General features: G+C 33.2%; 15 protein-coding genes. 9 read left to right on the top strand and 6 right to left on the bottom strand.

The window, feature by feature from the left end:
* The first annotated feature begins 104 nt into the window (after positions 1-104).
* The 3 genes from AC3Y25_RS22405 to AC3Y25_RS22395 all read left to right on the top strand — a co-directional run bounded on the left by AC3Y25_RS22405 (position 105) and on the right by AC3Y25_RS22395 (position 2,207).
* Positions 105-926 carry an energy transducer TonB gene (locus tag AC3Y25_RS22405; protein ID WP_427875141.1) on the top strand — a complete coding sequence of 274 codons (822 nt, stop codon included), beginning with the start codon at positions 105-107 and terminating at the stop codon, positions 924-926.
* Between the two features lie 100 nt (positions 927-1,026).
* Positions 1,027-1,764, top strand: coding sequence for a DUF4184 family protein (locus AC3Y25_RS22400; protein WP_427875142.1), 738 nt, complete (start codon positions 1,027-1,029; stop codon positions 1,762-1,764).
* Positions 1,765-1,826: 62 nt separating this feature from the next.
* Positions 1,827-2,207, top strand: a complete 381-nt coding sequence (locus AC3Y25_RS22395; RefSeq protein WP_095929421.1) for a PH domain-containing protein — start codon at positions 1,827-1,829, stop codon at positions 2,205-2,207.
* Between the two features lie 53 nt (positions 2,208-2,260).
* On the opposite strand, the gene AC3Y25_RS22390 is transcribed toward AC3Y25_RS22395, so the two are convergent.
* Positions 2,261-3,133 carry a M48 family metalloprotease gene (locus AC3Y25_RS22390; protein ID WP_427875143.1) on the bottom strand — a complete coding sequence of 291 codons (873 nt, stop codon included), beginning with the start codon at positions 3,131-3,133 and terminating at the stop codon, positions 2,261-2,263.
* Positions 3,134-3,334: 201 nt separating this feature from the next.
* Complete coding sequence (locus AC3Y25_RS22385; protein WP_489904286.1) at positions 3,335-4,210, bottom strand: M48 family metalloprotease; 876 nt, start codon at positions 4,208-4,210, stop codon at positions 3,335-3,337.
* 195 nt (positions 4,211-4,405) lie between these two features.
* On the opposite strand from AC3Y25_RS22385, the gene lipA reads away from it, so the two are divergent.
* The 3 genes from lipA to AC3Y25_RS22370 all read left to right on the top strand — a co-directional run bounded on the left by lipA (position 4,406) and on the right by AC3Y25_RS22370 (position 8,546).
* Positions 4,406-5,272 carry a lipoyl synthase gene (gene lipA / locus AC3Y25_RS22380; RefSeq protein WP_202005899.1) on the top strand — a complete coding sequence of 289 codons (867 nt, stop codon included), beginning with the start codon at positions 4,406-4,408 and terminating at the stop codon, positions 5,270-5,272.
* A gap of 74 nt (positions 5,273-5,346) precedes the next feature.
* Positions 5,347-6,345: a type I glyceraldehyde-3-phosphate dehydrogenase gene (gap, locus tag AC3Y25_RS22375; RefSeq protein ID WP_427875145.1), complete on the top strand. Its 999-nt coding sequence runs from the start codon at positions 5,347-5,349 to the stop codon at positions 6,343-6,345.
* Between the two features lie 29 nt (positions 6,346-6,374).
* Positions 6,375-8,546 carry a tetratricopeptide repeat-containing hybrid sensor histidine kinase/response regulator gene (locus tag AC3Y25_RS22370; protein ID WP_489904299.1) on the top strand — a complete coding sequence of 724 codons (2,172 nt, stop codon included), beginning with the start codon at positions 6,375-6,377 and terminating at the stop codon, positions 8,544-8,546.
* Positions 8,547-8,570: 24 nt separating this feature from the next.
* On the opposite strand, the gene lpxK is transcribed toward AC3Y25_RS22370, so the two are convergent.
* Genes lpxK through AC3Y25_RS22355 form a run of 3 tightly spaced genes read right to left on the bottom strand, consistent with a single transcriptional unit; the run spans position 8,571 to position 10,106 of the window.
* Complete coding sequence (lpxK, locus tag AC3Y25_RS22365) at positions 8,571-9,593, bottom strand: tetraacyldisaccharide 4'-kinase (RefSeq protein WP_489904285.1); 1,023 nt, start codon at positions 9,591-9,593, stop codon at positions 8,571-8,573.
* 4 nt (positions 9,594-9,597) lie between these two features.
* Complete coding sequence (locus AC3Y25_RS22360; RefSeq protein WP_489904284.1) at positions 9,598-9,879, bottom strand: Txe/YoeB family addiction module toxin; 282 nt, start codon at positions 9,877-9,879, stop codon at positions 9,598-9,600.
* Positions 9,861-10,106, bottom strand: coding sequence for a DUF2683 family protein (locus tag AC3Y25_RS22355; protein WP_427875148.1), 246 nt, complete (start codon positions 10,104-10,106; stop codon positions 9,861-9,863). The genes AC3Y25_RS22360 and AC3Y25_RS22355 overlap by 19 nt, the downstream gene beginning before the upstream one ends.
* Before the next feature lie 110 nt (positions 10,107-10,216).
* On the opposite strand from AC3Y25_RS22355, the gene AC3Y25_RS22350 reads away from it, so the two are divergent.
* The 3 genes from AC3Y25_RS22350 (at position 10,217) to AC3Y25_RS22340 (ending at position 13,130) form a co-directional block, all read left to right on the top strand.
* Complete coding sequence (locus AC3Y25_RS22350; RefSeq protein WP_489904283.1) at positions 10,217-11,311, top strand: Nif3-like dinuclear metal center hexameric protein; 1,095 nt, start codon at positions 10,217-10,219, stop codon at positions 11,309-11,311.
* A gap of 3 nt (positions 11,312-11,314) precedes the next feature.
* On the top strand, positions 11,315-12,094 hold the full coding sequence (locus tag AC3Y25_RS22345; RefSeq protein WP_095929412.1) for a zinc ribbon domain-containing protein: 780 nt from the start codon (positions 11,315-11,317) through the stop codon (positions 12,092-12,094).
* A gap of 163 nt (positions 12,095-12,257) precedes the next feature.
* Positions 12,258-13,130 (top strand): alpha/beta fold hydrolase, encoded by an 873-nt coding sequence (locus tag AC3Y25_RS22340; protein WP_427875150.1) that lies wholly within the window; start codon positions 12,258-12,260, stop codon positions 13,128-13,130.
* A gap of 197 nt (positions 13,131-13,327) precedes the next feature.
* Here AC3Y25_RS22340 and AC3Y25_RS22335 read toward each other — a convergent pair whose 3' ends face one another.
* On the bottom strand, positions 13,328-14,008 hold the full coding sequence (locus AC3Y25_RS22335) for an ArsR/SmtB family transcription factor (protein WP_489904282.1): 681 nt from the start codon (positions 14,006-14,008) through the stop codon (positions 13,328-13,330).
* Between the last annotated feature and the right edge of the window lie 73 nt (positions 14,009-14,081).

Below are 14,081 nucleotides of genomic sequence, written 5' to 3'. Positions count from 1 at the left end.
ACAGATTTCCATAATACTAAAACTACAACTTTTACGTTGTTAGCTCAAACCTAAACCTTTTTTGCGTATGATTTAAAGTTACTTAACCTTAAAACCCAAAAATTATGTCTAAATTAAGCATTTATGAAAACAAGTGGACCGATCTTGTTTTCGAGAACAAAAACAAAGAATACGGCGCTTATCAGCTACGTCAGGAGAATTCCAAAAACTCTGTTACAGCTCTCTTTATGGGTTTATTGTTAATAACAGCTTTAGGAAGTGCACCGGTACTTATTAGCAAAATTACGACTTCAACTGTCGAAGTTGAGCCAGAACCTAAGATCTACGAACCAACGATTGTACATGTTGATCCAATTGTTGTGCCGCCACCGCCAGCTCCGCCTGCACCTGTGGTTGAACATAGTACAGCTCCAAAAACAGATGCGGTACAGTTAACAAATCCTGTAGTTACGAGAACACAAGAGGCAGTTGAAAATATTGCAGCAAATACAGAAAATGTACCTGCTACAGATAATAATACAACTGGAAATGGGCCTGCAATTAATGCAATGCCTTCTTCTGCAGGAAATGGAGATGTTGCTTCGGTTGCACCGCCAACCAACGATCCTGTTTCAGTTGCGGTTCTGGATAAGCTTCCAGAATTCCCAGGTGGAATCGCGCAGTTTTACAAGTATGTTGGAAACAATTTCCGCAGACCAGAACTTGATGTAGAAAAAACATTAAGAGTGTATGTATCGTTTGTAGTTGAAAAAGATGGATCGCTTACTGACATTATGGTAAAAAATGATCCTGGTTACGGAGTGGGAAAAGAAGCGATTAGAGTTCTTAAATCATTGAAAACAAAATGGGTTCCAGGAATTCTAGACGGAAAACCAGTGAGAACTGCATACAACCTTCCTATCACAATAAAAACAGAAGTCGAATAATATAAATATTTTGAAAAGTGAAAAAGCAGAACTTAGGTTCTGCTTTTTTGTTTACATTTAATTCATCAATCAAACCCTAGCTAATTAAAATTCAACTTTAATGCCTTTTACATTTTCGCATCCTGCAATAATTCTTCCGTTAAGATATTTACCAAAATCATGGTTTTCTATAACAGCATTAGTAATCGGAAGCCTTACTCCTGATTTCGAATATTTTCTCCGCATGAAAGTTAAAAGTGATTACAGCCATACTCTAAATGGTATTTTCTGGTTTGATTTACCTTTTGCTCTTTTACTAACTTTTCTCTTTCATAATTTAACTAAAAATCTCTTGTTTCAAAATCTTCCATTTTTTATAAAAAACAGAATTCTAATTTTTGCAGATTTTGACTGGAATGTTTATTTTAAAAGAAATTGGCTTATTGTTCTAATCTCTTTGTTAATCGGAATATTTTCTCATCTTTTCTGGGATGCCTTTACACATAAACATGGTTATTTTGTCAATCAATTTGATGCTTTTCAAAACACCGTATCAATATTCAGAGTAGAAATTCCGTTTTGGAAAATAGCGCAGCATTCAAGTACTCTTTTTGGAATTATTGTTATACTATATGCGTTCTCTAAACTCCCAAAAGTTTCTTATCCGCAAACCGCTATTAATAAACTGTATTGGAGTGCTGTTGTTTTATTTACCGTTACGATTATATCAATGAGATTTGCATTAAATCCAAAAGCTTTAAATATTGGAAATTTAATTGTGACTTTTATAGCGTCCTTTCTAATTGCCATAACAATAGTCCCGTTAATAATTAAATTTAAATCCAATCAAAAACAATAACAAAATCGACTACATTTACTACTTCAAAACGGAAATCATTTTAACTAAATTAAAACAGAATAATGGGAATATTTTCAGCAATTCTTGGCAATGCGGGTTCAGTAAGTCAAGAAGATTTAATTAAAAAATACGGACAGCTTTTGACAGCAAATGAAGAAATCGAAATGGGTTTTAAACTTATTCGCGATACTTTTATTTTCACCAACAAAAGATTAATCTTGGTTGATGTACAAGGAATTACAGGAAGTAAAACAGAATACAAATCTATTGGCTATAAAAGCATTACTCGTTTTAGTGTAGAAACAGCTGGAACTTTTGATTTGGATGCCGAATTAAAAATCTGGATTTCAAGCGAACAACATCCGAGTATTGTAAAACAATTTAATAAATCGGTTAATGTCTATGAAGTGCAAAAGATTCTTGCTTTTCATGTATTAGGATAAAAAAACAAACCCGGCAAAATGCCGGGTTTGTTTTTTATGATTACACACAACTCTTATTTCTTTTTGGTTGTAGTTTTCTTAGTGGTTGTTGCTTTTTTAGTTGTAGTGGCTGCTGGAACTGTATTTACAATCTTTTGTTGCACATAAGGTTTGTACAAACCGTCTTTTTCTGCTCTTTTCTTAGCTTCATCTGCTCTTTTCTGAGAATCTGGATGCGAGCTCATCATTTGATCAATAAACGAAGCTTGTGACCCTTCACTCATTTTTGCCAAAATTCTAAAAGCAGATTCTTCAGCATTGACATCGTAACCATTTTTTTTCATGAAATTGTAAGCAAATAAATCTGCCTCAGATTCTTGTTTACGGCTATATTTACTATCAATAATTGCGCTTCCAATTTTTCCAAGCTGACTATCGGTAACTGTCGCCACTGTTGCAGATTGAGAAGCTGCTCCATCCATTAAAGCTTCTTTTTGATAAGCCGCGCGAATAGCATCTCTCGAATCATTGTTTGCTACGTGTCCGATTTCATGCCCAATTACAGCAATTAATTCATTGTCATCCATAATATCCATTAAACCTGAATATACACGAACGCTTCCGTCTGCAGTTGCAAAAGCATTTACTTCTTTTAACTTATATACTTTATAATTTAAAGTAAATCCGTCACCAGAAGCATGTTTTCCAAAAACACGATTTAATCTTAAAGTGTAACCGTCAGTTGGTCCAGCAATTTCATGTTCGGCATCTAATTTATCTACCGCTTCTTTAGATAATTTTGCAGCATCGGCATTACTAAAAGTAAAACCTGTAACACCTTTTTGAACTGCTCCAATCGCCTTATCTCCAAAATTAATCTGAGCATTCATTTTAGTTAAACCAAATGCTGCAAATAAAAGTCCCGCTATTATAAATTTCTTTTTCATATTTTTTTTATAATTACAATTTAACAACAAATGTAGCATAACAAAATGCTATTTTAATTTCATACAAAACTTGTTTTTCAACAAATAAAGATATAACATTTTTATGAGCTGATAATCAATAGACAGTCGATTTTGCTACTATTCTAAAAAGAAAAAAACCGGCAAACTCTTTAGATTTACCAGTTTTGAATAATGCATAACTTATTTCTTTTTTGCTGCACTTGTTTTTTTTGTTGCTGTGGTTGTCTTTTTTGTAGCAGTTACTGGAGCTGTATTGACAATTTTCTGTTGCTCATAAACATGATATAAACCATCTTTTATTGCTCTTTTTTTGGCTTCATCAGCCCTTTTTCCTGGATCTGGATGAGAACTCTGCATTCTTGAAATAAAAGATGAGTCTGCTCCTTCACTTATTTTTTGTAGAATTCTAAAAGATGACTCCACAGCGTTAACATCGTAACCATTTTTTTTCATAAAATCGTAAGCAAAAGAATCTGCTTTAGACTCTTGTTTTCTATTATGCCCACTATCAATCATTGCACTTCCTAATTTTCCATATTCAGATTTTGAAATAGTAGATACAATATCCGACTGTGATGCCGCTGCATGCAATAAAGCTTCTTTTTTATAAAATGCTTTAATCCCATTTTTACTATCATGATTTACCACATGGCCAATTTCATGCCCAATAATTGCCAGTAATTCATTATCGTCCATAATATTCATTAAACCTGCAAATACACGAACACTTCCATCCGCACAAGCAAAAGCATTTATGTCTTTTACTAAATAAACTTTATAATTCAAAGTAACGCCCTCACTAGAAGAATGTTTTCCAAATAAGCGATTTAATCGAATTGCATAACCATCTGTCGCTTCAGCCACCGGATTATTTGCATCTAGTTCTGTAATCCCTTTTTGAGCCATAGCTACTGCATCGGCGTCACTAAAAGTAAAGCCTAACATAGTTTTATCTAAAAGCGATAATTCTTTCTTATCTGAGCCCTCCTGTGCATTCATTTTAGTAAGACCTAAGATTGCAACTAAAACTCCTAATACAACAAATTTCTTTTTCATGTTCTTAATCTTTTAAAATATAGGGTAAAATTATCCCCCGTTTTTTCTTTATAGTATCCCAAAAAGACAAATTTGCAATAGATTAAGGCATAAGCATAAAATTTTGAAAAAGCATATTCGAAAAAGCAAAGGAAAAGCAAATAAACATCTCAAAATAAACTACATTCCGTATCTTTGCACTTTGAACATTGATATATGGAAACAGTCACTGAAAATATACAAACCACAAAACCAAAGTGGTTAAAAGTAAAATTACCTATCGGACAAAAATATACTGAACTTAGAGGTTTAGTTGATAAATATAGTTTAAATACCATTTGTACTTCTGGAAGCTGTCCCAACATGGGAGAGTGCTGGGGCGAAGGAACAGCAACTTTCATGATTTTAGGAAATGTTTGTACGCGTTCTTGCGGTTTTTGCGGTGTAAAAACAGGCAGACCAGAAACGGTAGATTGGGATGAGCCTGAAAAAGTAGCTCGTTCTATTAAAATCATGAATATCAAACATGCTGTAATCACAAGCGTTGATAGAGACGATATTAAAGACGGTGGTTCTATTATTTGGATGGAAACCGTGAGAGCCATTAGAAGAATGAATCCTCAAACTACTCTTGAAACTTTGATCCCAGATTTTCAAGGAATTGAAAGAAACCTTGATCGTATTGTAGAAGCAAATCCTGAAGTTGTTTCTCATAACATGGAAACTGTACGACGTTTGACTCGCGAAGTTCGTATTCAAGCTAAATATGACAGAAGTTTAGAAGTGCTTCGTTATCTGAAAGAAAAAGGAATCAACAGAACAAAATCTGGAATTATGCTTGGTCTTGGAGAAACTGAAGAAGAAGTTTTCCAGACTATGACCGATTTGAGAAATGCAAATGTTGATGTGGTTACAATTGGACAGTATTTACAGCCAAGTAAAAAACATCTTCCTGTAAAAGAATTTATTACACCCGAACAATTTGCCAGATATGAAAAATTTGGTCTTGAATTAGGTTTCAGACATGTCGAGAGCGGACCTCTTGTTCGTTCTTCCTATAAAGCGCAAAAACATATTTTATAAAAAAGTTTAATCGTTTAATCGTTTAATTGTAAAACCGATTAAACGATTAAACAGTTAAACGAATAAATAAAAAATTGAAAACAAGAATTGCTATTAATGGATTTGGAAGAATTGGAAGAAATTTATTCCGATTGCTTTTAAATCACCCCGAAATCGAAGTCGTTGCTATAAATGACATTGCAGACAACAAAACCATGTCGCATTTAATTAAATATGACAGTATTCACGGTGTTTTGAAATCCGAAGTAATTCATGACGAAAATAGTATCATTGTAGACGGAAGGCATTTTTTCTTTTTTCATGAAAAAAACATTTCAAACATAGACTGGAAGTCGCATTCGATTGATATTGTGATTGAATCGACAGGTAAATATAAAACGCATGAAGAATTAAATGCGCATCTGGAAGCTGGAGCAAAAAAAGTAATTCTTTCGGCTCCATCAGAAGTTGACACGATCAAAACGGTAGTTCTTGGTGTAAACGAACATATTTTGGATGGAAACGAAGATATAGTTTCTAATGCAAGCTGTACAACAAACAATGCAGCTCCGATGATCAAAATTATCGAAGAATTGTGCGGAATTGAGCAAGCTTACATTACCACTATACATTCTTTCACGACAGACCAAAGTCTTCATGACCAGCCACATAAGGATTTACGCCGTGCGAGAGGTGCCAGCCAGTCGATTGTTCCAACAACTACAGGTGCAGCTAAGGCATTAACAAAAATTTTTCCTAAATTGCACAATAAAATGGGTGGCTGTGGTATTAGAGTCCCAGTTCCAGACGGTTCATTAACAGACATAACCTTCAATGTAAAACGTGCCGTGAGCATTGAAGAAATAAATAAAGCATTCCAACAAGCCTCAAAGACAAATTTAAAAGGAATATTAGATTATACCGAAGATCCGATTGTTTCGGTTGATGTAATTGGCAATACACATTCTTGTTTATTTGATGCACAGCTAACTTCGGTTATCGATAAAATGGTAAAAGTTGTAGGCTGGTACGATAACGAAATTGGCTATTCATCAAGATTGATCGATTTAATTTTACTGATAAGAAAAAAATAAGATTCATTGTAATAGCGTTGCCATACATGATGAAATACTATCTTTTTATTGTTGTTTGTTTTTTAAACTCATTTTTGTATTCTCAAGCTAAAAAGAATACGGATAGTGTTACCTATTATAACAAGCTGGCTAATTCTAACCTTAACAATAAAAAGTTTGATCAGGCGGTTTATTACACCGAAAAGTCGATTAATTTCTGTGAGGAAAATGGCAAAAAAGAGAATTTGGCCAATCAGACTTTTAAGCTCGGAAAAATCTATTACAATCAGAGAAAATTTGAAGACGCTTTAAAAAACTTCCATAAAACGGTTTCTTTATTTGATACTTTAAAACCAAGCTGCACAAAAGTTTTGGCATTGCATTATATTGGCGTAACCAATACTGCAAAAGGCGATTACAAAACGGCTAATGTTTATTATACAAAAGCCAAAGATTTACTAAAAAATCTGAATATCAATGATAACGCAGAAATATTAAATTATCAGAAAGCTTTAGCATTTAAAACCAATAACGATCTTAAATCGGCTATAAAGACTTTTAAAGCGATTACTAAAAAACCAGACAACAATGCAATTATAAAAACCAAAGTAGATACCTATTATCAGCTTGGTTTAATTGAAGGGCAACTTAAAAGAAACGATTCGGCAATTATATATTTTAATAAAGCCTTAGATTACAATGACAAAATCAATGATTTTCCGAAGAAATCGAAAATCGTTTTAGCCATAAGCCAATACTACAAACAAAATAAAAACTATGATTTGGCATATTCCTACCTAGACGAGCATTATCAGCTGGAAAATTATATGCTAAAACTAAAAAATGCCAAAATTGATTTGGATGAATTTCAAAAGTTCAAAAAAAATCAATCTTTAAGCAACACAATTAAGAAAGAAAGCGAAGAAAAATTTCAACTCAAAACATATCGCTATTCTAAATTGGTTAGTATTTTGGCAATTGCTTTGATTTCGATTTTATCCCTTTTGAGTTTAGCTCTATACAAAAACAACATCATCAGAAATCAGAACAATTTATTGCTTCGGGAAAAGAATAAAGAATTGATTCTGGCCAAAAACAAAGCAGAAAAAGCATCAAAAGCAAGATCTGAATTTTTATCTACAGTAAGTCATGAACTCCGGACACCTTTGAATGCAATTAACGGAATTACCCATATTCTACTGGAAGACAAACCGAAGAAAAAACAATTAAAATACTTAGAATCTTTAAAATTCTCTGGGAATTATTTGACCACTTTTATCAACGAAATTTTAGAGATCAACAAAATTGATTCGACTAAAGTCGAAGTTGAAAATATCAGTTTTAATCTTAAAGAACTTCTTTTTAACATTCAAAGTTCATTAAAAGAATTGGCAACCGCCAATAAGAATTACTTCAATCTAGAAATAGATAAAACCATTCCTGATAATCTAATTGGAGACCCAACCAAATTATCTCAGATTATATTAAACTTAATCAACAATGCTTTAAAATTTACTCAGAACGGCCACGTAAATGTTATCGCAAAACTTTATTCTCAGGAAGAAGAAAATGCAACCGTTTATTTCGAAATTGTCGACACTGGAATCGGAATTCCAGAAGACAAACTTCAATCTGTTTTTGAGAGTTTTTCTCAAGGTTCTATCGAGGTAAACAGAAAGTATGGAGGAACAGGTCTTGGCCTTACAATTGTAAAAAAATTAATAGAACTTTTAGGAGGCGAAATAAAATTAAAAAGTGAAGTTGGCAAAGGCTCTACATTTACCTTCAAGTTAAACTTCAAAATCAATAATGAACCATTGGAAGTAATCGAAGAAGTAAAACCTTATAATGACAAACAATTGAAAAACAAATCTATTTTATTGATTGAGGACAACAAGATCAATCAAATGATCACTCGCAAAATGTTGGAAAACAAAAATATCACTTGCGAAATTGTTGACAATGGAGAAGATGCTGTCGAACTTTTAAAAGTTAAACGCTTTGACATGATTTTAATGGATGTTCATCTTCCTGGAATTAACGGTACGACGGCTACTAAATTGATTCGCGAATTTGACAAAGCGACTCCAATTATTGCTTTAACAGCTATTTCGCTTGACGAAAACCGAGATATGCTTCTTTCTTTCGGAATGGATGACGTAATTACAAAACCTTTTGTACCAGACGATTTCTATACTACTATTGCTAAGTTTTTTGATTAACTGAGACACTAAGTTTCTGAGATGCTAAGATTTTGAGTTTTCTTTTAAATACTCTAAAATCGTTGCATCAAAATCTTGCTGATGATTGATGAAAGAGCTTTTTATTGGCAAATAATACAATTGATCTACTAACTCAGAGTCTTTCAATCTCACATAATCTTTTTCGGTGGTGATTATTTTCCTTCCGTTTGCTTTATTTCGAATTGAATCTAAATCTGCATCAGAAAAATGATGATGATCTGGAAAAGTCAAGCATTCATCACTTTCATTTTTTAAATAATCAAAAAATGGTTTTGGTTTTGCAATTCCAGCCAGCAGCAATTTTGGTTCAGATTTGATTTCGCTAACGGCAATTTTTTCGTTTTTACCATAAATGACCATATCGTAATCTATAAAAGTAAAAAAGACTTTCTGACTGCTTTTCAATTTCAACTTTAATCTAATCTCCGTTTGTTCTTCTTTCGTTAAAATTTTAGGACATTTTGCAACAACTACTATACTGGCTCTTTCTGCTCCGCTCCTGCTTTCGCGCAAATTCCCTGTTGGCAGCATAAAATCGTCTGCATATAAATCACCATAAGAAGTCAGTAAAATATAAAAACCAGCTTTTACTTTTCGGTGCTGATAAGCATCATCTAACAGCACAATTTCTGGCTTTTCGTTTTGAGAAAGTAATTGCTGAATTCCGTTTGTACGATTGGCATCAACAGCTACCATTATATTTGGAAATTTTTGATAAAACTGAAAAGGTTCATCTCCCAAAATTTCGGCATTCGAATTTTCATTAGCCAAAACAAAACCTTCTGACTTTCTTTTATAACCGCGGCTTAAAGTGGCAACTTTATATTTATCAGATAATAAACGAATCAAATATTCTATTTGAGGTGTTTTACCAGTTCCGCCAACACTTAAATTTCCAACAGCAATTACTGGAATATCAAACGAAGTGGATTTTAGAATTCCTTTATCAAAAAGAAAATTACGGATTGAAGTAATGAATCCGTATAAAATGGCGAAAGGGAAAAGTATTTTTCGAAGTAAGTTCATAGAATTATTTATCTGAGTAATGACCCATTGCAGAAACTATAATAACGGTGACAATATCTTCTTCTACCCGATAAATCATTCTATCTTTTTGATTAATTCTTCTAGACCAATATCCATTAAGACTATACTTCAACTCCTCTGGTTGTCCTTCTCCAAAAAAAGGGGTTTCAGTTAGTTCTAAAAGTATTTTTTCAATCTTTTTTATGGTAGCTTTATTTCCTGATTTATAGTGATTTTTCAAATCTTTACGAGCAATATCGTCAAATTCTACAAAATACTTCCCCATATATCATCTGGATTTAATCTTGTCGTTTTTCCTTGTTTAATATTCTCTTCTGCTTTTTTAATTTTTTCAATAAATTCGGCACTATAAATACTTGATTCCTCATTAACCTGTCCATAACTATCCGTTTCAATAATCTCAATACCATCAAGACCTTTAAAAAAAGCTTCGAACATTTCCATAAATGCTTTTCCCGTCTTCGTGCGTTCGTTAATTTTTATAGTTGTCATAACTTATAAATTTTATATTACAAATGTACTAAATTTGTACTTTTAGTATCAACTATTATTACCATTAGTATAAATAGTTGTTACCAACAAAAATTTGGAAAAAACTGAAAATGAAAATCAAAAATATTATATCGGTTCTTGAAGAAATGGCTCCTTTGGCTTACGCCGAGGATTTTGACAATGTTGGACTTTTAGTCGGAGATTCTGAAACCGAATCTACTGGAGTTTTAGTCTGTCATGATGCCTTAGAAAATGTTATTGACGAAGCCGTTGCTAAAAACTGTAATCTAGTCGTTTGTTTTCACCCGATATTATTTTCTGGAATTAAAAAAATTACAGGCAAAAATTATGTGGAACGCGCTATTTTAAAAGCGATCAAAAACGATATTGCTATTTATGCCGTTCATACCGCACTTGACAATCATTCGCAAGGCGTAAATAAAATTTTCTGCGATACATTAGGATTGACAAACACTAAGGTTTTGATTCCGAAACAAAATTTCATTCAAAAATTAGTCACTTTTACCGTTCCAGATAATGCAGATAAAGTTCGAAATGCCATGTTTGAAGCTGGAGCAGGAACAATTGGAAACTATGACAATTGCAGTTTCAACACGCAAGGTTTTTTTACTTTTCAAGGAAATGAAGACAGCAATCCTGTAATTGGAGAAAAAGGAAAACTGCATACTGGAGAAGAACTTAAAATTGAAGTGGTTTTTGAAAAACATCTTCAATCCAGAATTTTAAAAGCACTTTTTGCGAATCATATTTACGAAGAGGTCGCTTATGAGATTTACGATTTAAAGAATTCTCACCAAACTATTGGTTTAGGAATGATTGGCGAGCTAGAAAACGAAATGGATGAAAAAGATTTCCTTGTTTCTGTAAAAGAAAAAATGATTGCCGACGGAATTCGTCATTCTGCATTTTTAGGTAAAAAAATAAAAAAAGTAGCTGTTTTGGGAGGATCTGGAAGTTTTGCTATAAAAAATGCAATTCAGGCTGGAGCTGATGCTTTTTTGACTGCCGATTTGAAGTATCACCAGTTTTATGAAGCTGAAAACAAGCTACTTTTGGCCGATATTGGTCATTTTGAGAGCGAACGCTATACAAAAAATTATATTGTTGATTATCTTCGAAAAAAAATTCTTAATTTTGCAATCATTTTATCGGAAGAAAATACAAATCCAGTTAAGTACTTATAGAATATGACGAATACGAAAGAATTAAGTGTTGAGGACAAGTTAAGAGCAATATACGATTTACAGCTTATTGACTCTAGAATTGACGAAATCAGAAACGTTAGAGGAGAACTTCCTTTAGAGGTTGAAGATTTAGAAGATGAAGTTGCAGGTTTGAGCACTCGTTCAGAAAAACTGAAAGGTGAACTTGAAGTGATTGAGGAGCAAATCAAAGCAAAGAAAATTGCTATTGAGGAGCATAAAGAGGTTATCAAGAAGTACACTAAACAACAAGAATCAGTACGTAACAACAGAGAATTTAATTCTTTGACAAAAGAAGTTGAATTTCAAGAATTAGAAATTCAATTGGCTGAAAAGCAAATCAAAGAAATGAAAGCTTCTATCGAGCACAAAAAAGAAGTTATTTCTAATTTAAAAGAAAAACTTGATGCTAAAAGCTCTCATTTAAAACATAAAAAATCTGAGTTAGATGCTATCATGGCTGAAACTCAGAAAGAAGAAACTTTCTTAACTGAAAAATCTGCTGAATTTGCTTCACAAATCGAAGACAGATTATTAGCAGCTTACAACAGAATCAGAAGCAGTGTTCGTAACGGATTAGCTGTAGTTTCTATCGAAAGAGGAGCTTCTGCTGGATCTTTCTTTACAATTCCACCACAAACTCAGGTTGAAATTGCTTCAAGAAAGAAAATCATCACTGATGAGCACTCTGGAAGAATTTTAGTTGATACTCAATTAGCTGAAGAAGAAAAAGAAAAAATGGAACAATTGTTCGCAAAATTCTAATATCAAGTCCCGATTAAATCGGGACTTTTTTTTTACTTATTTTTTTTGCCACAGATTAAAAGGATTAACGCAGATTAAATTATTCTTATGCTGAATAAAATCTTTTTTAATCCTTTTAATCTGTGGCAAAACATTTTTTACCTTTAGAAAAAAAAATTAAGTTTTGGGAATTAAAAAAGGCATTCGTTTTATTACATTAAAATCAGTTGGATCTTATATTAATTTTTTGAGCTATGTGCGTCCGCAAAAAGCAATGGAGCTTTCTTATGCTCTTTTTAGCCAACCGCGAATTGGCCGATTGAAAAAAGAAGAACTTCCGAAAGTTTTGCGACATACAGAAACAGAAACGTTTCATCATAACGAACATCATTTTCAAACCTACATCTGGAAAGGAAATGAAACCAAAATTCTATTGGTTCACGGTTGGGAAAGCAATGCTGCGCGATGGAAAAAAACATTACCTCACCTTCAAAAATCCGGAAGCACTATTATTGCCATCGATGCTCCTGCTCATGGACAAAGCAGCGGAAAAGAATTTAATGTGCCGCTTTATGCTGAGTTTATCAATAAAGCAGTAGAAAAATACCAGCCAGAAATTATTATAGGACATTCTATTGGCGGTGCAGCCTGCGTTTATCATCAGTATTTGTTTCCGAATACCAGCATTAAAAAAATGGTTGTTCTTGGTGCACCTTCTGATTTAAAGACTTTGATCGACAATTATATTGCGATGCTTAGTTTGAACAGAAAAATGCTGCCTCTTCTAGAAACCAAATTTGTAAATCGTTTCAACTTTAAACTAGACGATTTTTCAGGACAAAAATTTGCTTCCCAATTTACTCTTCCAGGTTTTATTGCTCATGATACTTCAGATAAAATCGTTGCTTTTGAAGAAGGAAAAAAAATAGCCAACAGCTGGAAAAACAGTCAGTTTATTGAAACCTCTGGTTTAGGCCACGGAATGCATGATGATGAATTGTATGACAAAGTGATTGAGTTTCTTTTTTCTGAAGGTTCTGAGCCACTAAGTCGCTAAGACACTAAGTTTTCCCCTTAAAAACGGCAGTATTGCCATTCGCCAAAGGAGACTCGAGCGATAGCGAACAGGCGGAGCAAATCTTCGCAAGTAACTCCGTAACGAAAACCCAATCTTTGTCGAGCTTCTCACGAAGATTTCTCCTTAGTCGATATGACAAGATTGCGTAAAATCTATTAATCTGAAATCTAAAATTTTCAAACAACAATCTTAAAATACTTCAGCAATTCCTTCTCTCCTTTTCCAGTAACAGTAATAGCTCTCGAATTTTCAGTTTTTCTTAGCCAGTCTTCTTTCAGCATTTTATTAAAAAGCAATGTTCCAATTGAACCGGCAATATGATTTCTGCGTTCGCTCCAATCCAAGCACGGTTTTAAGAAAATTCGTTTTTGTTTTTGTGCTTCTTCCAAATCAATCCCAAAATCTGAAAACCACTTTTCCCCATCTGAACTTATTTCAAAAGTGTTATTTTGATTGACAATTATTTTTTGTTCCAATAAACTATCCGTTAAAGCCACGCCAATCTTTCCCGCTAGATGATCATAGCAAGTTCTGCAGAATTTTATTGGTGGATAAGTTTCAGTTTTATTTTTCGAAGCAACTTCAGGTTTCGGAATTAAACTTGCCATTGCTTCAAGCGCATAAGCGACTTCTTTATTTGAAAATCGGTAATATTTATGACGCCCTTGTTTTTCTACACAAAGCAAATCGGCATCGAGAAGCTTCCCTAAATGCATACTAATATTTTGCGGAGATGTGTTGACGCTTACTGCCAGTTCTGTAGCTGTAAAAGCCCTTCCGTCCATTAAAGTCCACAAAATTGAAGCGCGCGTAGGATCGCCAATTAAGGATGCTGTTTTTATAAATTGATCTTCCATTTAGATGTTCATAGTTAAGTGCAGAATGAACTATTGCCTTGTAAAGTTAAATAACTTTGCTAAAAACATTCCA

Source organism: Flavobacterium sp. LK-23, from assembly GCF_058135255.1.
This window is presented reverse-complemented; position numbering and strand designations above follow the sequence as displayed.